Raw genomic sequence first — 20,324 nt, forward strand, 5'->3', positions numbered from 1 at the left:
AGCTCCGTTCGTCATCAGCCGTGGGACTCATGATTCGACCGGCCCCCGTCGTCACCCGAATCGTCCTGCGGCTTCGCATGCTGACCCGTGTGGCTGGGGGAAGGATACGGCTGATAGGGCGGATATTGCTGGCCCTGCTGCGGATGCGGCTGGCCCCAACCGGGCTGCGGCGGATACCAATATCCGCCCTGCTGACCATGCGGCTGGCCTTGCTGGCCCTGCTGCGGGCCACCCTGCGGCGGCCAGCCGGGGGCATGCCAGCCGGCCGGTGCGCCGTAGTCGGGCTGCGTCGAGCCCGGTTGCGGCTGCTGGCCGGCGTGCGCGCCGTTGCCGTTTCCGCCGCGCGGCGCCTGCGCCTGCGCCTGCGCACTGGCCTGCGCGATCGCCTTCTTGAAGGCAGGCTCGGGCATCGGCTTGGGCCACGGCTCGCCACGTTCGATGGCCAGCTCACCCGGGGTCTTGATCGGCGGCTTGTCGGACGGGATGCGTCCGCCGAAGTCGTCGAACACCGTCAGGCGGGGCCGCTTCTTCACGTCACCGAAGATGGCTTCCAGCTCCTTGCGGTGCAGCGTCTCCTTCTCCAGGAGCTCACCGGCCAGGGTGTCGAGCACGTCGCGGTATTCGGTGAGGATCGCCCACGCCTCGGTGTGCGCGGCCTCGATCAGCTTGCGGACCTCGTCGTCGATGTCGCGGGCGACCTCATGGCTGTAGTCCGACTGGGTGCCCATCGTGCGGCCCAGGAACGGATCGCCGTGCTCGGTACCGTACTTGACCGCGCCCAGCTTGGCGCTCATGCCGTACTCGGTGACCATCGCGCGGGCGATCTTGGTGGCCTGATCGATGTCGGACACCGCGCCGGTGGTCGGCTCGCGGAACACCAGCTCCTCGGCCGCGCGACCGCCCATCGCGAACACCAGCCGGGCGATCATCTCCGAGCGGGTCATCAGACCCTTGTCGTCCTCGGGTACCGACACGGCGTGGCCGCCGGTACGGCCGCGGGCCAGGATCGTCACCTTGTAGATCGGCTCGATGTCGGGCATCGCCCAGGCCGCCAGGGTGTGCCCACCCTCGTGGTAGGCGGTGATCTTCTTCTCCAGCTCGCTGATCACGCGACCCTTGCGGCGGGGTCCGCCGATCACCCGGTCGACGGCTTCCTCCAGCGCGGCCGCGGTGATGATGGTGCCGTTCTCGCGGGCGGTGAGCAGGGCGGCCTCGTTGATGACGTTGGCAAGGTCGGCGCCCGACATGCCGACCGTGCGCTTGGCCAGTCCGTCCAGGTCGGCGTCGGGGGACATCGGCTTGCCCTGCGAGTGCACCCGCAGCACAGCCTTGCGGCCGGCGAGGTCGGGGCTGGTGACCGGGATCTGGCGGTCGAAACGGCCCGGGCGCAGCAGCGCGGGGTCGAGAATGTCGGGCCGGTTGGTGGCCGCGATCAGGATGACGCCTTGCCGGTCGCCGAATCCGTCCATCTCGACGAGCAACTGGTTCAGCGTCTGCTCGCGCTCGTCGTGGCCGCCGCCCATACCGGCGCCACGCTGGCGACCCACAGCGTCGATCTCGTCGACGAAGATGATGCACGGGCTGTTCTGTTTGGCCTGCTCGAACATGTCGCGCACCCGGGAGGCGCCGACGCCGACGAACATCTCGACGAAGTCCGAACCCGAAATGGTGAAGAACGGAACTCCGGCCTCGCCGGCGACCGCGCGGGCCAGCAGGGTCTTACCGGTTCCGGGCGGACCGTAGAGCAGCACGCCGCGCGGGATCTTGGCGCCGAGCGCCTGATACCGCGACGGGTTCTGCAGGAAGTCTTTGATCTCGTACAGCTCCTCGACCGCTTCGTCCACGCCGGCGACGTCGGCGAAGGTCGTCTTGGGCATGTCCTTGCCCAGCTGTTTGGCCTTCGACTTGCCGAAGCCGAAGCCCATCCGGCCGCCGGTCTGCATGCGGGAGAACAGCACGAACAGGCCGACCAGCAGGAGCAACGGAAGCATGTAGACCAGCAGCGAACCCAGGATGCTGCCCTGGTTCACGACGGTGTTGGTCTTGATGTTCTTGGCGCTCAGCGCGTTGAACAGGTCCACCCCGTACCCGGTCGGGTACTTGGTGATCACCTTGTTGGAGTTCTCGGTGTCGCCGTTGCCGTTCTTCAGCTCGAGGCGGAGCTGTTGCTCGCGGTCGTCGATCTGCGCGCTCTTGACGTTGTCCCCGGTGATCTGCGACATCGCCACCGACGTGTCGATGGGTTTGTAACCCCGGGTGTCGTCACTGAAATAGAAGAACGACCAGCCGAGCAACAGCACGACGGCAATCACCGTGAGTGTGCGGATCACGTTTTTGCGGTTCATCAAGCATCGGCCGTTACGGCCCGGTCCTTCCGATATGCGCAGCTGGGATAGTTCAGGCTACCGCTAGGACAACGTGGGCAAGTGCCCACAGGGTTTCCGTCAGGCTTTGGTAGCTGTTCGCTGTGCGCCGAACGGACACTTCCGGCCCGCCCGAAGCTGTGCTTGGCTGGCACCGTGCTCGCTCCGACCGAACGGTTAGTCGACGTCGCCGAGGTTCGGTTGCGGGTGCTCGAAGCCGGTGACCCGGGGGCGCCCCTGGTGGTGCTGGCGCACGGCTTCCCCGAGCTGGCGTACTCGTGGCGACACCAGATTCCCGTCCTCGCCGACGCCGGCTACCACGTACTGGCACCCGACCAGCGCGGCTACGGCGGATCGTCGGCACCCGAGGCGATCGAGGCCTACGACATCCACCGCCTCACCGGCGACCTGGTGGCCCTGCTGGACTCCGAAGTTGGCGGCGGCGCGGCGCAGGCCGTGTTCATCGGCCACGACTGGGGCGCAATGGTGGTGTGGCATACCGCGCTGCTGCATCCGGACCGGGTCCGGGCGGTCGCCGGCCTGAGCGTGCCGCCGATCCCGCGGGCGCGGAGCCGGCCCACCGAGCGGTGGCGGGAGAAGTTCGGCGACGACTTCTATATGTTGCGGTTCCAGGAACCCGGCAGGGCCGACGCCGAGATGGCCGCCGATGTGGCCGCCACCATGCGTGGGATGTTCGCCGACCTCTCCCCGTCGGCGCCGCCCGGGTGGATCAGCGACGCCGAGTTCGACCACTACGTCGCCGAGTTCGGCAGGACCGGATTCACCGGCGCGCTGAACTGGTATCGCAACTACGACCGCAACTGGGAGTCGACGCCTCAGCTCGCCGGCGCGCACATCACCGTGCCCGCGCTGTTCGTCGGCGGTACCGCAGACCCGATCGCGCCGACGATGAATCCGGCCCGCGCCCGTGAGGTGGTGGCCGGGCCGTACACCGAGCGGTGGATCGACGGCGCCGGGCACTGGGTGCAGCAGGAGCGCCCCGAGGACGTGAATCGGATCCTGTTGGAGTTCCTACGCGAAGTGGAGTCGTCGTGACGCAAAAGCCGCTGAACTTCGGAGTGTTCATCACGCCGTTTCATCCAGTAGGCCAATCCCCAACCGTCGCACTGGAATACGACCTGGAGCGGACGGTCGCCCTGGATCGGCTCGGGTTCGATGAGGCGTGGTTCGGCGAACACCACTCCGGCGGGTACGAATTGATCGCCTGCCCGGAGGTGTTCATCGCCGCCGCCGCCGAGCGCACCAAGCACATCCGGCTGGGTACCGGCGTGGTGTCGCTGCCCTACCACCACCCGCTGATGGTCGCCGACCGCTGGGTGCTGCTCGACCACCTGACCCGGGGCCGGGTGATCTTCGGCACCGGGCCCGGCGCATTGCCGTCGGACGCGTACATGATGGGCATCGATCCGGTGGAGCAGCGGCGGATGATGCAGGAGTCGCTCGACGCGATCCTGGCGTTGTTCCGCGCCGGGCCCGACGAGCGGGTCGACCGGCACTCAGATTGGTTCACCCTGCGCGACGCGCAGCTGCATATCCGGCCCTACACCTGGCCGTACCCGGAAATCTCCACGGCTGCAATGGTTTCCCCATCGGGTCCGCGACTGGCCGGACAGCTGGGCACCTCGTTGCTGTCGTTGTCGATGTCGGTGCCCGGCGGGTACGCGGCGCTGGAGGACGCCTGGGGTGTAGTGGTCGATCAGGCCGCCAAGGCCGGGCGGCCCGAGCCCGATCGCTCGACGTGGCGGGTGCTGGGGATCATGCACCTGGCCGACACCCGCGAGCAGGCGATCGAGGACTGCACCTACGGACTGCAGGATTTCGCAAACTATTTCGGCGCCGCCGGGTTCGTACCGCTGTCCAATGACGTGGAGGCCGCAGAGCAATCCCCACGGCAGTTCGTCGCCGATTATGCGGCCGGGGGCAACTGCTGTATCGGCACACCCGATGATGCCATCGCCTACATCACCGATCTGCTGGACCGCTCGGGCGGCTTCGGCACGTTCCTGATGCTCGGCCACGACTGGGCCGACCCCCAGGCCACCTATCACTCGTATGAGTTGTTCGCGCGAAAAGTCATGCCGCACTTCAAGGGACAGCTTCAGGCCCCGCGGGCGTCGCACGACTGGGCGCAGCGCAAACGCAACGATCTGTTCGGTCGCGCCGGTGAGGCGATCATGAAGGCGATCGGCGAGCACGCCGGCGAGCAGGCTTAGCTGACGTCCGGGGACATTGACGCCGCACACAGCTGCTCGACGTAACTCAGGTGGCCAAGGTCGGCCAGGATGCGACGGGCGACCGAGCCCTCGGCCCGGCTGACCGCCAGCCACAGATGGTTGAGGCCGGTCATCGGGGATCGGGTGTCGCGAGCAAGATCGGCAGCACCGATGAGTACCGCCTTGGCATGAGAGCTGAAGGTCAGGTGGATATACCGCGGCGACTCCCGGCGCTGCGCGCCGGTGATCTGCTCGAACTGCCGTTGAATCGTCTCGACGATCACCGCGCGTTCGTGAAGTGCCGAACTGACCGCATTCGAGGTGTCGGCCACCAACCCGATCAGTACGTGCGCGGACCCAACCAGGTCGCTCGCGTATCCGTAGGCCTCGCTGTAGGCCCGATTCACCGCGGCGCGACCGTCAGGACTCAGGCCGGAGAGGGCAGCCGCAACCCGGGCCGCGACGAGATCCCCGCCCGGAAATGCGCTCCCAGCAACCATACTTACGTATTGTACAATATTCACATATGGTACTGGACGCGGCCCGCTCCCGCAGCCGGATCGGCATCTCTTGCGACCGGTGCGACCGACTCAGCCTCTGAACTGGCCGTAGCGGAGCAGCGTGTTCACCGACTCTTCCCAGCGACTCAGCTGCTCGGGGGTCCACAGCGGTTCCGGCAGGTGGCGCTCGATATGCCGACGAAGAATGATGGCGCCGAACACCAGTATCGTCGGGTTCAGCGCCGCCCAGACCACATCGAGGTTTTCTCGCGTGGCCCCGATCTCCGCCAACTGCTGCCAGTGGCTCACCACGATCGCCACCGTCGCGTCAAAGAACGCGACGCCCGAGTCGGTGCCGTCTACCAGCAAACGAGCGAGATAGTCGACGACGGCTCGGTGGTCGGACAGGAGCGAGCCCACTCTGCTACCCATCTCCAGCACAGCCTCGGTGGGCGAGTCGGGTAACGGCTGTGTCATCGCGGCGCCGATGACCGCCATCACATGCGCGTCGACGGCCGCGATCAGGCCGTCCTTCGAGCCGAAATGGTGCTGTACCAACCCGACCGACACACCCGCGGAGTCCGCAATCATCTGCAGTGTCGCCTCAGCGGCGCTTTGCTGGGAAAACACCTCCATCGCAGCGTCGAGGATCCGGTCCTGTCTCGACCGGTCTGAGCGACTCCCCGAGTTCACATGTCCCCTTTCACCTTGCCGACCCGACTCATCCGTCAATAACGACCATAGGTCTGCGTGATTCGCGCCGTGGACACGCATCGAGGGCAGAGCAAGACCATCAACGCCCCGTGGTTACCCGCTCAGCTGCGCCGGCAAGCAGGCCTAGACCGCGGTGCGCTCCCCCGGCGTGAGCCAGTGGACGTTCGTCAGATCCGACAGGTTCTGGCGCGCAACAGCTTCCGGCTCACGGAAATGCGTCCAGCCTTCATAGTGCACCGGCACCACCACCCGTGGCCGCATCAGGCGGGTCAACTCGCGGCCCTCGCGGGCGGTCATCGTGAAGCGCACCGGCCCGGTGAACCCGAACCGCACACCGCCGAGATGCAGCAGCGCCACGTCGACCGGTATCCGCTCGGCGACCTGACGCAGACCCTGGTAGAGCACGGTGTCCCCGGACATCCACAGCGCGGCGGTGTCCTGGCGGTCGCGGTGTAGCGCGAAGCCGTTGACCTTCCCTGTGATCGGGCCGCTGAACCTGGGGCCGTGCCGGGCCGGGGTGGCGGTCACCGTCAGCGACGGACGGTCCTCAGCCTGCAGCGTCGTCGACTCCCAGTCCGCCAGGCCACGGACATTCGGCGCGGCCAGCCGGCGCGCGGCGGGCACTGTGGTGACGACGGTGCCGGCCCGGGCGAGCAGGGCACGGCCGGCGTCGTCGAGATTGTCGGCGTGCTGATCGTGGCTGAGCAGCACCACGTCGACGGGTGCCACGACGTCAAGCGGCCGGGCCGGGCCGGCGACCTTGCGCGAGGACGTGCCCCAGCCGAACGTGTACCGGCGGCCGGGTGAGTCGAAGGTCGGGTCGGTCAGGATCCGCCAGCCGTCGACCTCGATCAGCGTGGTGGGGCCGCCGAGGTGAGTGAGCTGCAGCTTGGCCATCCCAAAAACCTAGTGCGCCACGCTACGGTGTCTCCCATGCCCATCGCCGGACGTCGTGTCGTTATTGCGCTGGCCTCGGCGGCTACCGCCGCCGCCGTCCTCACCGGCTGCGACTCGGCGCCCGCGGTGCCCGCCAACCCGCGGCAGGTCACCGTCGTCGGCTCCGGCGATGTGAAGGGCGTGCCCGACACACTGACCGCCGACGTGAGCGTCGAGGCGGCCGCAGCCGACGTCACCACGGCGATGAACCAGGCCAACGACCGCCAGAACGCGGTCCTCAACGCGCTCAACGCCAGCGGCGTCGACACCAAGGACATCAGCACCACCGGCGTCAGCCTGCAGCCCCAGTACGGCGACAACTCGGTGATCACCGGCTACCGGGCGAGCAATTCGATCCAGATCAAGATCCGCAAACTCGACACGGCCTCGCAGGTGTTGGCCAATATCGTCAGCGCCGGCGGTGACGCCACCCGGATCAATTCGGTGAGCTACTCCATCGAGGACGACGCCAAGTTGGTCGGCGACGCCAGGGCCCGGGCGTTCAACGACGCCAAGCAGCGCGCACAGCAGTACGCCGACCTGTCCGGGCTGTCGCTGGGCAAGATCATCTCGATCTCCGAGGCCCCCGGCGGCACACCCCCGACTCCGCCGGTGCCGATGCCCGCACCCCGCGGCGCGATGGCCAGTTCAGTGCCGCTGGCGCCCGGCCAGCAGACCGTGAGCTTCTCGGTGACCGCGGTCTGGGAGCTCGGCTAGCGATTGCCGAGATCGACGAATTGGCGCGCTCCACTGGGACTTTCGCAGCCAAACGTCGGTGTGGGCGGAGCGGAACCGACTAGCCCTGATACACCTTCGGTTCGAGCGTGCCGATGAACGGCAGATCGCGATAACGCTCCGCGTAGTCCAAGCCGTAGCCGACCACGAACTCGTTAGGGATGTCGAAGCCGACGTATTCGATGTCGACGTCGGCGCGTACCGCGTCCGGCTTGCGCAGCAGGGTGCACACCCGCAGCGATTTGGGATGGCGGGTCGCCAGGTTGCGCAGCAGCCAGGACAGCGTCAGCCCGGAGTCCACGATGTCCTCGACGATCAGCACATCGCGGTCGTGGATGTCGCGGTCGAGATCCTTGAGGATCCGGACCACCCCGGACGACGACGTCGACGATCCGTACGAGCTGACCGCCATGAACTCCAACTGCGTGGGCAGCGGGATCGCACGAGCGAGATCCGTGACGAACATCACCGCACCCTTGAGCACGGTGAGCAGCAGCAGATCCTGACCGTTCAGCGAATCGGCGTAGTCGCGGGCGACTGACGCCGCCAGCTCAGCGGTCCGGGTGTGAATCTGCTCTTGGGACAACAGGACCGATTTGATGTCCCCGGGGTACAGCTCGTGCGCCGACACGTCCACACTGTGCCACGAGCAAGGCCCGACAACCAATCTCACACCGGTTGTGTGTACATCATCAGCCTGCCGTCGCGGCGGGCGGCGAACAATCTTTGCTGCCGAAGCCCGGAGCCGACCGCCACTCCGCCCTGCCCGTGCCAGGCGGTGACCAGCGCGTCCACCGCGCGGATCTGCTTGTCGGTGAGGTTGGTCGCGCCGCCGCCGAGCAGCCAGCCCCGGATCACCCGGCGCCGCACCGCGGTGGGCAGCGCGGTCAGCGCGGTGACCGCGACGCTGTCGCCGGTGTCGCCGAGGGCGTCGGCCGCCAAGGCGGCCCAGTCATCCAAAGCGTCGGTGTCCTCCCGCAGCGCGGCCGCGGTGCGGGCCAGCGCCTCGGCAACACCACCGCCGAGCACGTCTTCGAGCAGCGGCAGCACCTCGGTGCGCAGCCGAACCCGGGTGAACCGGGCGTCGTGATTGTGCGGGTCGTCCCACGGGGTGAACCCGAGCTCGGAGCATGCGGCATGGGTGACAGCGCGGCGCACCCCCAGCAGCGGCCGGTGCCAGGGCGGGTCGCAGGCCCGCATGCCGGCGATCGACCGCGCCCCCGAGCCGCGGCCCAGTCCCAGCAACACGGTCTCGGCCTGGTCGTCGAGGGTGTGCGCCAGCAGTACCGGCGCACCGGCGCGTGCGGCGTCCAGTGCGGTGTAGCGCGCGGTGCGTGCGGCGGCCTCCGGACCGCCGTCGGCGCCGACCTGTACCCGCAGCACCCGGGCGTCCACGCAGCCGAGGTCGTGGGCCTGCCTGCGTGCGGTCTCGGCGACCCGCTCGGAGCCGGGCTGCAGACCGTGGTCGACGATCAGGGCGGTGGTCGGCAGGGCCGCGGCGGCCGCCGCTGTCAGCGCCAGGGAGTCCGGTCCACCGGACAGCGCGACGCACCAGGACGTCGCGCCCGGCAGGTGCTCGGTCGCGAAGCCGGCCACGCCGGCCCGCAGCGCGGCTACAGCACCCGGTCGATCCACCGCTGCGGATCTTCGATCTCGTCGGGCAGCGGCAGGGTGTCCGCACTCGTCCACACCGTGTTGAACCGGTCCATCCCGACCCGGTCCACCACGTGGTCGACGAACGCCTTGCCGCGGGTGTACTGGCTGAGCTTGGCGTCCACCCCGAGCAGCGCCCGCAACAGCCGCTGCAGCGGCGGCTGCTTGCGTTGGCGGCGTTGATCGAACCGGTTGCGGATGGTCTGCACCGACGGCACGACGGCCGGGCCGACCGCATCCATGACATGGTCGGCGTGACCTTCGAGCAGCGTGCCGAGCACCAGCAGCTGATCGAGCGCCACCTGCTGCGGCTCGGACTGCACCGCGCGCATGAACCCCAGGATGCCCGCGTCATTGGCACCCAACTCACCCCCGCGCCGCTTCTTGACGAAGTCCGCCAGCCGTCCCACCACCTGCGTCACATCGTCGGCCGTATCGGAGGTCAGCACCCCGAGTGCCTGCGACATATGTTGTGCCAGCCACGGATTGGCGGAGAACTGCACCCGGTGGGTGACCTCGTGCAGGCACACCCACAGCCGGAAGTCGGCCGGCGACACCCGCAGTTGGCGCTCGACGGCGATCACATTCGGGTAGACCAGCAGAAGCAGGCCGTCCTCGGTGCCGGTGTCGGCGAACGGGTCGTACTGGCCGAGAATCCCCGAGGAGATGAACGCCAGCACCGCACCGGTCTGCGCGCCGGTCACCCGTCCGGTGACCGGGTTGCTCGGTGTTTCCGTGCCACCGGTCATCACCCGCATGGAATCCGACGCCGCCCGGATCCAGCCGGGGCGGTCGACGATGCGCGCTTCGGCGACGGGGGCGTCGCCGCCCATCCGGGTGACCTCGCGGACCGGGCCTTCGGCTTTGCGCGCCGCGACAGACAGTTCGTCGACGGCCTGGCTGCGGGTGTAGTCCGTGGCGGCCGGCCCGGGCCGGGCCAGCCAGGCGCCGACATTCCCGGCGAAGGCCCAGTCCACGGCGCGGCCCACCGTCACCTGCGAGCTCATGAGCCGCACCCGCAGGTCCGCAGGACGCTGGCCAGTGCGTCGAGCGCCACCCGGCCCATCGGCCCGGCATCGTTGGAGATGAACGCGAACGTCAACACCCGGCCGTCGGCGTCGGTGACCACCCCGGCCAGGGTGTTGACCGCCGTCAGCGACCCGGTCTTGGCCCGCAGCCAGCCCGCCGACGCCCCCTTGGAGTCACCGCCGAGGAAGCGGTCCGACAGCGTCCCGCTGCCGCCGGCGATCGGCAGCACATCCAGGAGCGGGCGCATGGTCGGCTGATCGGGCCCCGCGGCGGCCTGGATCACCTCGTCGAGCGTTTTTGCCGTGAGTCGATCCAGCACCGACAACCCGCTGGAGTCGAACAGCGTGGCACCGGTCATGTCGACGCCGGCAGAGGAGAGCTTGGTGGTGATCGCGTCGACCGCGCCGGCGAAGCTCATCGGCCGTCCGCCGGCCTTGGCGACTTCCCGGGCGATCGACTCGGCCATCACGTTGTCGGAGGCGTTCATCATCTGCCGCAGCCGCTCCATCAGCGGTGCGCCCTGCACCGCCGCCAGCTGCCTGCCGGTCGGCGGCCTGGCCGCCATCGTGACCTTGGCCGGGTCGACGCCCAGCGCGCTGGCCAGAGCGCGGCCGGCGTCCAGGGCGGGGGTTCGGGACCGCGCCGAATCGACCGTGGTCGGCTGGATGCGACCGGCGTCGATCATCACCGACTGCATCGGGGCGATGTCGCCGCCGTCGATGTCGGCGGGATCCCAGCCGGGCGCGAAATCCGGTCCGCTGTAGAGGGAATCGTCCACCTGAACTGCCGTCGCGGTGACTCCGCTCTTGCGCACCTGATCGGCGAGATCGCTGATCCGGGCGGCGCCGCGATACCAGGTCTCCTGGCCGGCCGGGGCGGCCGACAGGATCGGATCGCCGCCGCCGACAAGCACCACCACGCCGGGCTGGGTGGTCTGATCGGCCGCGACGACGGTCGTGGTGACCCGCTCGTCGCGGTTCAGCGCCAGCAGCGCAGCGCCGGTGGTGAGCGTCTTGTTGGTCGAGGCAGGCAGCAGCGGCACGTCCGCACGATGCTCCCAAAGCTGGGTGCCGGTCCGCGCGTCGGTGACCCGGCCGCTGACGTTGCCGAGATTGGGATCGGCGACGGGCAGGGCCAGCGTGGCGTTCAGACCGGCAGCGGTGGGCACCGGCGCGGCATCGGACACCGGGACCACACCGGGACTGGCGGTCACCAGTGCGTGGCCCGGCGGGGCCTGCGCGCTGCTGGTGTCACCGTGCGTCAGGACGGCGGCCACCGCGACGACGGCCGCAACCAGCGCGATCACCGCCACGGCGAGCACCACGTGAGTGGAGCGCCGCCATTGAGTCGGCCTCATCGCTCTCCTGACTTTCGTTTCGTCTCATTGTGCCGAACCACCGTGCGGTGCAGGCCAGCGCGGGCGTTAGGGTAGGCCGCGTCGCCGGGTTCGGCGGGCAGAGCGAAGCGACCGGGGATAATCCCGGCGGGCAGGTGTCAGCGGAAATAAGGAGTCGCACGGTGGAGTTCGACGTCACCATCGAGATCCCCAAGGGCCAGCGCAACAAGTACGAGGTCGACCACGAAACCGGACGTGTGCGCCTCGACCGCTACCTCTACACGCCGATGGCGTACCCGGCCGATTACGGCTTCATCGAGGACACCCTCGGCGAGGACGGCGACCCGCTGGATGCGCTGGTGCTGCTGCCGCTGTCGGTGTTTCCGGGGGTGTTGATCGAGGTGCGCCCGGTCGGCATGTTCAAGATGGTCGACGAGGCCGGCGGCGACGACAAGGTGCTGTGTGTGCCTGCCGGGGACAACCGCTGGGATCACATCCAGGACATCGGCGACGTGCCCAAGGACGAACTCGATTCGATCCAGCACTTCTTCACCCACTACAAGGACCTCGAGCCGGGCAAGTTCGTCAAGGGCTCCGACTGGGTCGGACGCGCCGAGGCCGAGGCCGAGGTGGAGCGCTCCCGCGAACGGTTCGCCAAAGCGGATCACTGAGGGCTGACCGCCCTGGTGAGAAAGTTTGCCTGGCTGTAACAATCGGTAACGCGGTTGTCCTATGGCTTTTCGATCATGAACTGGTGTTGATGCACCAGGGCATCGGTCTCGAGGCCTTCAACGAGCTGCCGGACAGTAAGGCTGTCCACGCGCTCTACGAGTGCTGCAACAGTGTCACCCTCGCGCGGGACCTGACCAGGGGCCGCCCGTACGCCGACCGGGCCGAGCTGTTCCGCCGGGCCGACGACTTGCTGTTCTCGCTGTCGGAGTCCTCGATCGACGACATCCTCCAGGCCTACCCGCATGTCGGGCGTCGCCCTGGCAGCACCAAGTCGCAGGCCGAGCAGTGCTCGGTGTGGGATTCCTCGCCCGAAGTGATGGCCGAACTCACCGCGGCGGTCACCGAGTACAACGAGCATTTCGGCTTCGGCTTCGTCATGCACATCGGCGGTTTGCCCCGCGAGGTGTGCGCCAAGTCGGTGATCGCGGCGGTCCGCGACCGGATGCACCACGACCCCGAAACCGAACGCAAGGTCGTGTGCAACGAGCTGGCCCGGATCAATCGCAGCCGGCTCGAACGGATGCTCGGCCCCGAGGGCGGCTACGACAACTGGGGCTAGGGTGCAACCGTGGCCCTGCCGATGGATCCCGAAGTACTGACCCTGCTGCAACCGTTGATGGAGGCTGCCGCCGCTCTCGAGCCGCCCGCGATCGGGGATGTGGCGACCCGCCGAGAGCGGGCGGTCCCGTTGTTCCAGACGCTGGGCGCGTCCCGCGATCCGGTCGACGGCGTCGAGGTGTCGCGGCACACGCTGGCGACCGCCGACGGCGCGGAGCTTGATCTGGCGTGGTACTTCCCCACCTCGGGGCTGCCCGGCAGTGCCGTGCTCTACCTGCACGGCGGCGGCATGATCTACAGCCTGGCCGAGACCGCTCCGGCCTATGACACGGCGATGCGCGGCTACGTCGCGGCCACCGGTGCCCCGATGCTGCTGGTGGATTACCGTGTGGCGCCGGAGTTTCCGGATCCGACGCCGGTCGAGGACTGTTATGCCGCGCTGTGCTGGCTGGCCGAGAACGCCGCCGAGCTGGGCGTCGACCCGGCTCGTATCGCGGTGGCCGGTGACAGCGCGGGTGGCGGCCTGGCTGCCGGGGTGAGCCTGCTGGCCCGCGACCGCGGCGGCCCGGCGCTGGCCGCGCAGGTTCTGATCTATCCGATGCTCGACGACCGCACCACCACCCCGGATCCTGAGCTGGCACCGGAATTGCTGACGTGGAACTACGACGACAACATCACCGGGTGGGGCGCGCTCCTCGGCGAGCGCGCCGGCGGCGATGACGTGTCGATCTACGCCGCACCGGCCCGCGCGCAGGTCCTGACCGGACTGCCGCCGACCTACCTCGACGTCGGCGATCTGGACATCTTCCGCGACGAGAACATCGCTTATGCCGCAAGGCTTTCCACCGCCGGCGTGCCCACCGAACTGCACGTGCATCCCGGCTGCCCGCATGCCTGGGAGGCCTTGGCCCCCGCCGCGGCGGTGTCCGAGCGCGCGGTCGCCGACCGGATCCGCCGGCTGCGCGCCGTCTAGCGTCCGACAGTGCTTGTGGCCGTGGCGAACTCGGCGATCAGATCGGCCAGCACATCAGGCGCGTCGAGCATCGAGAACGTCCGCGCACCCTCGATGACCTCCAACCGGGAGTTCGGCAGGGCCTCGGCAAGCCTGCGTCCGTCGGCTTGCGGGAAGAACGCGTCATCGGCCGACCAGGCGATCAATGCCGGCTCGGCGAACCGCGGCAGCTTGGCGGCGGCGTCGAGAGTGGTCTGCCGGGTGAGCGATCCGGTGAACCGGCGCAGGTTTTCGGCGATCGCGCGGTCGCGGACGGCCGAGCGGGTCCATTCGGCGGTCAGCGCGTCGAGGTCCGCGTGCGCCAGCGCCCCGTATGCGCGGCGGCGGACCGTACGAGACCGCATGCCCTGCACTGCGATACGCCACAGCAGCGGAACTTTCGCCGCGGAGATTAACGGCGCCAGGATCGGCGGCGGGAAGTGTTCGAACGCATCGCAACTGGTGAGCACGAGCGCGCCGAGCCGGTCGGGGAACTCGGTGGCGACCACCTGGGCGACGGCTCCCCCGGTGTCGTTTCCGACCAGGACGACGTCGTCGAGCCCGGCCTTGTCGAGGAACTCGGCGACCATCGCGGCGACGCCGCGCATCGTCATATCGGCCGATGGCCGCATCGCCGTCTGGTGTGCGCCCAACGGCCAGGTGGGGATGACGCACCGCAGGCCGTGCCGCGCCAGCCTGGTGCTCAACGGGCGCCACAGCGACCCGCCCATCGCGTACCCGTGGATGAAGACGAGCGGTCTGCCCGTGGCCGGTCCGGCCGTTTCGTAATGGATGGTTCCGCTGCTGAGCTCTACGGTGTGCATGACGATCTCCCTCGATGGCAACTAACAAACAGACAGTCTGCATGTAAGATACCGACAGGATGTACGGAAATACAAGACATGACCACCAGACGCACTCAGGCGCAGCGCTCCGCGGCCACCCGGGACGCGCTGCGCGCGGCCGCGCGCGAGCTCTGGGGTGAACGCGGTTATGCCGACGTCGGGACGCCGGAGATCGCCCAGCGCGCCGGCGTCACCCGGGGGGCGATGTATCACCAGTACGCCGACAAATCGGCGTTGTTCCTCGACGTCGTAGAGGCGGTCGAGGCCGACGTGATGAATCGGTTGGCCGCGGCCGTGTTCGCCAAGCAGCCACCGACTCCCGCCGCCACGCTGCACGCCGCGGTGGACGCCTGGCTCGACATCAGCTCGGAGCGCGAGATTCGTCAGCTGATCCTGCTGGACGCTCCGAATATTCTGGGCTGGAACGGTTTCCGCGATATCGCCGAGCGCTACAGCCTGGGCATGACCGAGCAGTTGCTGCAAGCCGCGATGGACTCCGGTGAACTGGCTTCCGCGCCGGTGCGTCCGCTGGCGCACATCCTGATCGGGGCGCTGGACGCCGCGGCACTGACGATCGCTCATGCCGAGGACCCCCCACGCGCAGGCACCGAGGTGCGCAACGCCCTGCACCGCATCGTCGACGGCATGTTGGCCGGCCGGCCCTGACGTCCTGCCCGGCCGAAATCGGCACGGTCCCTTAGGCTCGTGAAGTGATCGGCGGCCCGCAGAAGTCCTCGCAGACGCATCTCCACTTCACCTCGTTGCCTGATCTGGCGGCACGGCCCGCCGGCGGTGCGGTGGTGTGGGCCAACGACGATCTCTTCGCCGAGCGGGAGAACCTGATCACCGCGAAGCCGGCCGAGTTCCGTCCCGCGACGTTCGGGCACAAAGGGCAGATCTACGACGGCTGGGAAACACGCCGCCGCCGTGATGCGGGGCCCGACGACCACGACAGCGCGATCGTCCGACTCGGGGCGCCTGCCATCATCGCCGGCGTCGTGGTGGACACCGCATGGTTCACCGGCAATTACCCACCACAGATCTCGGTCGAGGCCGCCTTCGTGCAGGGATATCCGAGCGCCGAAGACCTCGCGCACCGGACGCAGTGGACCACGATCGTCGAACGCGCCAACGTCAACGGCGATACCCGCAACCCCTTCGAGGCCAGGTCGTCTCGCCGGTGGACACATGTACGACTGTCCATCTACCCCGACGGCGGAGTGGCCCGGCTGCGGGTCCACGGCCAGGGTCTGCTCGACCCGCGGCTCGTCGACGGTATCCCCCTCGACCTCGCCGCCCTGGACAACGGCGCCCGAGTCACGGCCTGCTCCAACATGTTCTATTCATCCCCGAACAACCTGCTGCTGCCCGGCACCGCGCACACCATGGGCGAGGGGTGGGAGACCTCACGTCGGCGCGACAACGGAAACGACTGGGTGCAGGTGCAGTTGGCGGGTCAGGGCGTGCTCACCGTGGCCGAACTGGACACGTCCTACTTCCTCGGCAACGCCCCCGGCAGCGCCCGCCTGGTGGGCCGCGACGACGGTGGCGACTGGTTCGAGCTGCTGCCCCGTACCGATCTGCAGCCCGACACCCGGCATCGTTTCCTGCTGTCCAGCCAACGCCCTGTCACCGACGCCCGCCTCGAGGTGTTTCCCGACGGCGGTATGGCACGGCTGCGATTGTTCGGCCGGCTCACCGAGACGGGACTGCTTCGGGTCGCCGACAAGTGGGCCGCGGCGGCCTGAGATGAACCATCCGAGGGATATGGTCGGCTACGGCCGCACACCCCCGCACGCACACTGGCCGGGCGACGCCGCCATCGCGGTGCAATTCGTGCTCAATTACGAAGAGGGCGCGGAAAACAGTGTGCTCGACGGAGATCCCACCTCGGAGACCTTCCTGTCCGAGATGACACCGGCCGAGGCCTTCCCCAACCGTCACATGAGTATGGAGTCGCTGTATGAGTACGGCTCACGCGCAGGGCTGTGGCGGCTGCTCCGACTCTTCGAGCGCCGCGGCATCCCGCTGACCGTCTTCGCGGTCGCGATGGCCATGCAGCGAAACACCGAGGCGGTGGCGGCTTTCGGTGAGCTCGGCCACGAGATCGCCTGCCATGGCCTGCGATGGAAGTCCTACCAGTCGATCGATCGGGACACCGAGCGGGCGCACATGGTGCAGGCCGTCGAGATCCTGCGGAACCTCACCGGCTCAGCACCGCTGGGCTGGTACACCGGCCGCGATTCGCCGCACACACGCGAACTCGTCGTCGACCACGGCGGCTTCGTCTACGACTCCGACTCCTACGCCGACGACCTGCCGTACTGGGTGGAGGTTCACGGCCGTCACCATCTGGTCGTCCCCTACACGCTGGACACCAACGACATGCGGTTCGCCTCTGCCGCAGGCTTTTCCAACGGTGAAGAATTCTTCGCGCATCTGCGCGACGCGTTCGATGTGCTCTACGCCGAGGGTCTGGCGGGCGCCCCGAAAATGCTGTCCATCGGACTGCATTGCCGCCTCGCCGGTCGGCCGGCACGTACTGCGGCGCTCGAAAGGTTCTGCGACCACATCCAATCCCACGATCGGGTCTGGATCGCACGCCGTATCGAGATCGCCGAACACTGGCGCAGGGCTCACCCCGCCGGCGATTCAGCGGTCCGGTAACGCTTGTCCGGCGGTGCCGCGTACTCGCCTCGCTTCGACGTGCGCAAACCCATCGTCACCAACGACTGCACCGTCAGCGTTGCGGCGGTGACCCCGTCGATGACGGGCACACCCAATTCGGCGGAGATCTCGGCACACATCTCGGCCATACCGGCGCACCCCAGCACCACGACATCGGACCCGTCGGCCTCCAGAGCGTCACGGCAGGCCTCGGTGACCACCTTGCACGCGTTCGGGTCGGCGTCCAGATCGAGTACCGGAATCTCGCAGGCATGGATACCGCGGCAGAACCGTTGCATGCCATAGCGTTCGGCGAGGCGCGCCGACTGGCCGATGGTTCGCGCCAGCGTGGTGACGATGCTGAACCCACTGCCGAGGTGGCTGGCCGTCTGCATCGCGGCCTCCGCGATACCGATGACCGGTCCGGCCGCCACCTCCCGGGCGGCGTCGAGGCCAGGATCGCCGAAACAGGCGATCACGTAGCCGTCGACACCCTCCCGTTCGCCTCGCCGCACCGCTCGCAGCACGCCCGGAACCGACAGCGCCTCGTCGTAATGGCTCTCGATCGACTCCGGCCCGATCTCGGAGGTTATTCCGGTGATGGCCACGCCGGATCCGGCCACCGACTCGGCGCAGTGGGCGATTGTGTCGGTCATCGCCGCGGTGGTGTTGGGATTGATCACCCAGATCCGGGTCACGGAAGCGGGGCGACCGCGAGTTTGGTGCGCGTCGCGAGCACGTAGTAGATGGCCAGCCCCAACCCGCATCCGATGAACCAGCTGTACTGCGCGGCGGTATGCATGCCCGGCACTCCGACAGCCAGCACCGGGACCACCGCGACCAGAGCCGAGACCGCCGTGGCTATCACCGCCGCTGGGTTGTAACCCTTCTTGTACCAATATGTTCCGTCCTCCGCGAGGGTGAACAGAGCATCGACGTTCACCCTCTGCTTGTGGATCAGGTAATAGTGGCCGATCAACACGCCGAACAGGGGGCCGATGAACGCACCGAGCGTCTCCAGGGTGTAGTGGATGACTTCGGGATTGTTGTAGAGGTTCCATGGCGTGATGAGCACCGAGCCGACGGCGGCGATCATTCCGCCCGCACGCCAGCTGATCCGCTGCGGGCTGACGTTGGAGAAGTCGAAAGCCGGCGAGATGAAGTTCGCGACGATGTTGATACCGATGGTGGCGATGGTGAAAGTCAACGCTCCCAGCACGATTGCGAAGGTGGAGTCGATCTTGGCCACGGTCGCGACCGGGTCGGTGATCAGCTCTCCGAAGACCGGCACCGTGAGCGAGGCGGTGACGACCACCAGGATGGAGAACACCAGAAAGTTCACCGGCAGTCCGAGGAAGTTGCCACGCTTGACGGCCGCGAACGACCTGCCGTAGCGCGCGAAGTCTCCGAAGTTCAGCATCGGGCCCGAGAAGTAGGACACCACCAGGGCGATGGCGCCGAGCATGACCGGCACGGCATCCAGGCCCGTGTACTTGACGTCACCGAGGTTGAGATCGATTGCGCCCCAGCCGGCTTTGTAGATCAGATAGCCGCACAGCATGAACATCACCACGTACACGGCGGGACCACAGAAGTCGATGAACTTGCGGATGGATTCCATCCCACGCCAGAAGACGCAGGCCTGCAGGACCCAGAGCAGCAGGAAGCTGCCCCAGCCGAGGAACGGTAGCCCCAGAAATCCGTGCTGGTTGACGTCGGCGTACGGCGCAAGTCCGGGAAAGAGTTTGAGCAGAACGACATCCAGCGCGGCGGAGGCAAGATAGGTCTGAATGCCATACCAGGCCACCGCGATCAGACCGCGAATGATGGCGGGGATGTTCGCACCGAGCACGCCGAAGACGCTGCGGCAGATCACCGGATACGGCACGCCGGTGGCCTGGCTGGGCTTGGCCACCAGGTTGCAGAAGATGTTGACGATCACGATGCCGACGAGCAGTGCGATCAGGACCTGCCAACTGGCGAGGCCGAGGGCGAACAGGCTGCCTGCCGTGACATATCCCCCGACGCTGTGCACGTCGGACATCCAGAAAGCGAAGATGTTGTAGGAACTCCAGTGCTGCTTGCGCAGCGGGGCCAAATCCTCGTTGGTCAGGCGCGGGTCGTAGCCCGGCTTGATCAGTCCCCCGCCAACCGGGTGACCGGCGGCTTCAACGATGTCGCCGGCGCCGACAACGGCGCCGGGCGGCAGGTCTTTCACGCTCTGCGGTGTGTCGATGTCGGTCATGGCCGGACGCTATCGACGGCGCGTTTCCCCGGTATTTCCGGTGAACTACCCGGCTATTGCGCCGAAGATATATCCGCCGGCAGGAACAGCCCGGTGTCTGTCGGCAATGCGGCGATGACGGAGTTGAGCCGTTGGGCGTGCAACTCGGCGACAGTGAGCAGCTGTTCCACGTCACCGGCCAGGAATGCGAGCACCATCTCGCGGTGGTCGCCGTGCAGTGCGGCCCGGGCCGACGGCGCGACATGAACCATGGACTGCACGGGTTCGGTCATGTTCCATGCCGATTCGAGCATGTGCAGCAGACGGAACATGCGCGACGGCCGGCTCAACGAGAGATGGAACTGCCTGCTCTGCCGGTGATAGGTGAGCGGATCGTCGTCGTCGATGGCCTGCTGCAGGGCGTCGTTCGCCGCGATGATCGCCGCCCGGTCGGCGTCGGTGGCGTGGGCGACTGCCGACGCCAGCGCCGCTGCCTCCAACGTCTCACGCACGATGTACATTTCGCGCAGTTCCTGAACCGTGAGCTGTGCGACGGTGTACCCGGAGTTGGATCGGTGCGCGACCAGCCCCTCTCCGATCAGTGTCTTGAGCGACTCCCGGACCGGGATCTGGCTCACCCCGAACAGATCCGCCACTTCGGCCAACGGGATGGGTGTCCCGGGCGCGACGGCGCCGTCGAGGATCACCCGCCTCAACTCGTCGAGGATGGCCTGTTGCGGGCTGCCGGGGTGGTCGACCACCAGCCGATCGAGCAGCGCCGACCGTCGTCGCAGCATCGGGTCACGG

Annotated in this window: 21 protein-coding genes; 9 read left to right on the plus strand and 12 right to left on the minus strand. The window is 67.9% G+C overall.

Annotated elements, in window-relative coordinates; all coding sequences use genetic code 11:
- Positions 1-14: 14 nt before the first annotated feature.
- Positions 15-2,345, minus strand: coding sequence for an ATP-dependent zinc metalloprotease FtsH (gene ftsH, locus CRM90_RS12940; protein WP_102807347.1), 2,331 nt, complete (start codon positions 2,343-2,345; stop codon positions 15-17).
- Positions 2,346-2,519: 174 nt separating this feature from the next.
- On the opposite strand from ftsH, the gene CRM90_RS12945 reads away from it, so the two are divergent.
- Together CRM90_RS12945 and CRM90_RS12950 are read left to right on the plus strand one after the other, a co-directional pair.
- Positions 2,520-3,419: an alpha/beta fold hydrolase gene (locus tag CRM90_RS12945; protein WP_102807396.1), complete on the plus strand. Its 900-nt coding sequence runs from the start codon at positions 2,520-2,522 to the stop codon at positions 3,417-3,419.
- Complete coding sequence (locus CRM90_RS12950) at positions 3,416-4,597, plus strand: LLM class flavin-dependent oxidoreductase (protein ID WP_102807348.1); 1,182 nt, start codon at positions 3,416-3,418, stop codon at positions 4,595-4,597. Before CRM90_RS12945 ends, CRM90_RS12950 begins: the two co-directional genes overlap by 4 nt.
- Here the strand turns inward: CRM90_RS12950 and CRM90_RS12955 are convergent.
- From CRM90_RS12955 to CRM90_RS12965, 3 genes are all read right to left on the minus strand, one after another.
- Positions 4,594-5,097, minus strand: a complete 504-nt coding sequence (locus CRM90_RS12955; protein WP_102807349.1) for a Clp protease N-terminal domain-containing protein — start codon at positions 5,095-5,097, stop codon at positions 4,594-4,596. The two genes, CRM90_RS12950 and CRM90_RS12955, sit on opposite strands and share 4 nt — an antisense overlap.
- 90 nt (positions 5,098-5,187) lie before the next feature.
- On the minus strand, positions 5,188-5,790 hold the full coding sequence (locus CRM90_RS12960) for a TetR/AcrR family transcriptional regulator (RefSeq protein ID WP_102807350.1): 603 nt from the start codon (positions 5,788-5,790) through the stop codon (positions 5,188-5,190).
- 144 nt (positions 5,791-5,934) lie between these two features.
- Positions 5,935-6,708 carry an MBL fold metallo-hydrolase gene (locus CRM90_RS12965; protein WP_102807351.1) on the minus strand — a complete coding sequence of 258 codons (774 nt, stop codon included), beginning with the start codon at positions 6,706-6,708 and terminating at the stop codon, positions 5,935-5,937.
- Between the two features lie 36 nt (positions 6,709-6,744).
- Here CRM90_RS12965 and CRM90_RS12970 point away from each other — a divergent pair, with 36 nt between their 5' ends.
- Entirely contained in the window at positions 6,745-7,464 is a 720-nt protein-coding gene (locus CRM90_RS12970) for an SIMPL domain-containing protein (protein ID WP_102807352.1), read from the plus strand.
- 79 nt (positions 7,465-7,543) lie between these two features.
- On the opposite strand, the gene hpt is transcribed toward CRM90_RS12970, so the two are convergent.
- The 4 genes from hpt to dacB are packed head-to-tail and all read right to left on the minus strand — an operon-like array spanning position 7,544 to position 11,521.
- Positions 7,544-8,155 carry a hypoxanthine phosphoribosyltransferase gene (gene hpt, locus CRM90_RS12975; protein ID WP_199189881.1) on the minus strand — a complete coding sequence of 204 codons (612 nt, stop codon included), beginning with the start codon at positions 8,153-8,155 and terminating at the stop codon, positions 7,544-7,546.
- A complete protein-coding gene (gene tilS, locus CRM90_RS12980) occupies positions 8,152-9,117 on the minus strand; it encodes a tRNA lysidine(34) synthetase TilS (protein ID WP_102807354.1) in 966 nt (321 codons plus the stop codon). Before tilS ends, hpt begins: the two co-directional genes overlap by 4 nt.
- On the minus strand, positions 9,096-10,142 hold the full coding sequence (locus tag CRM90_RS12985; protein ID WP_102807397.1) for an Rv3626c family coenzyme F420 biosynthesis-associated protein: 1,047 nt from the start codon (positions 10,140-10,142) through the stop codon (positions 9,096-9,098). Before CRM90_RS12985 ends, tilS begins: the two co-directional genes overlap by 22 nt.
- Positions 10,139-11,521, minus strand: a complete 1,383-nt coding sequence (dacB, locus tag CRM90_RS12990) for a D-alanyl-D-alanine carboxypeptidase/D-alanyl-D-alanine endopeptidase (protein ID WP_102807355.1) — start codon at positions 11,519-11,521, stop codon at positions 10,139-10,141. Before dacB ends, CRM90_RS12985 begins: the two co-directional genes overlap by 4 nt.
- A 161-nt stretch (positions 11,522-11,682) precedes the next feature.
- Between dacB and CRM90_RS12995 the strand changes: the two genes are divergently transcribed.
- From CRM90_RS12995 to CRM90_RS13005, 3 genes are all read left to right on the plus strand, one after another.
- Positions 11,683-12,171 (plus strand): inorganic diphosphatase, encoded by a 489-nt coding sequence (locus tag CRM90_RS12995; RefSeq protein WP_102807356.1) that lies wholly within the window; start codon positions 11,683-11,685, stop codon positions 12,169-12,171.
- An 83-nt stretch (positions 12,172-12,254) separates the two neighbouring features.
- Entirely contained in the window at positions 12,255-12,791 is a 537-nt protein-coding gene (locus CRM90_RS13000) for a 2-oxo-4-hydroxy-4-carboxy-5-ureidoimidazoline decarboxylase (protein WP_102807357.1), read from the plus strand.
- Between the two features lie 9 nt (positions 12,792-12,800).
- Positions 12,801-13,763, plus strand: a complete 963-nt coding sequence (locus CRM90_RS13005) for an alpha/beta hydrolase (protein WP_233209300.1) — start codon at positions 12,801-12,803, stop codon at positions 13,761-13,763.
- On the opposite strand, the gene CRM90_RS13010 is transcribed toward CRM90_RS13005, so the two are convergent.
- Positions 13,760-14,605, minus strand: a complete 846-nt coding sequence (locus tag CRM90_RS13010; protein ID WP_102807359.1) for an alpha/beta fold hydrolase — start codon at positions 14,603-14,605, stop codon at positions 13,760-13,762. The two genes, CRM90_RS13005 and CRM90_RS13010, sit on opposite strands and share 4 nt — an antisense overlap.
- 78 nt (positions 14,606-14,683) lie before the next feature.
- Between CRM90_RS13010 and CRM90_RS13015 the strand changes: the two genes are divergently transcribed.
- Genes CRM90_RS13015 through puuE form a run of 3 tightly spaced genes read left to right on the plus strand, consistent with a single transcriptional unit; the run spans position 14,684 to position 17,293 of the window.
- Positions 14,684-15,292, plus strand: coding sequence for a TetR/AcrR family transcriptional regulator (locus CRM90_RS13015; protein WP_102807360.1), 609 nt, complete (start codon positions 14,684-14,686; stop codon positions 15,290-15,292).
- A 44-nt stretch (positions 15,293-15,336) separates the two neighbouring features.
- A complete protein-coding gene (gene alc, locus CRM90_RS13020) occupies positions 15,337-16,374 on the plus strand; it encodes an allantoicase (RefSeq protein WP_102807361.1) in 1,038 nt (345 codons plus the stop codon).
- A gap of 1 nt (position 16,375) precedes the next feature.
- Complete coding sequence (puuE, locus tag CRM90_RS13025; RefSeq protein ID WP_102807362.1) at positions 16,376-17,293, plus strand: allantoinase PuuE; 918 nt, start codon at positions 16,376-16,378, stop codon at positions 17,291-17,293.
- On the opposite strand, the gene CRM90_RS13030 is transcribed toward puuE, so the two are convergent.
- The 3 genes from CRM90_RS13030 to CRM90_RS13040 are packed head-to-tail and all read right to left on the minus strand — an operon-like array spanning position 17,263 to position 20,314.
- On the minus strand, positions 17,263-17,991 hold the full coding sequence (locus tag CRM90_RS13030) for an aspartate/glutamate racemase family protein (protein ID WP_102807363.1): 729 nt from the start codon (positions 17,989-17,991) through the stop codon (positions 17,263-17,265). The genes puuE and CRM90_RS13030 overlap by 31 nt on opposite strands.
- Positions 17,988-19,538, minus strand: a complete 1,551-nt coding sequence (locus CRM90_RS13035; protein WP_102807364.1) for an NCS1 family nucleobase:cation symporter-1 — start codon at positions 19,536-19,538, stop codon at positions 17,988-17,990. The genes CRM90_RS13030 and CRM90_RS13035 overlap by 4 nt, the downstream gene beginning before the upstream one ends.
- Before the next feature lie 53 nt (positions 19,539-19,591).
- On the minus strand, positions 19,592-20,314 hold the full coding sequence (locus CRM90_RS13040) for a GntR family transcriptional regulator (protein ID WP_102807365.1): 723 nt from the start codon (positions 20,312-20,314) through the stop codon (positions 19,592-19,594).
- Between the last annotated feature and the right edge of the window lie 10 nt (positions 20,315-20,324).

The organism is Mycobacterium sp. ENV421 (assembly GCF_002887815.1).
GTDB lineage: Bacteria > Actinomycetota > Actinomycetes > Mycobacteriales > Mycobacteriaceae > Mycobacterium.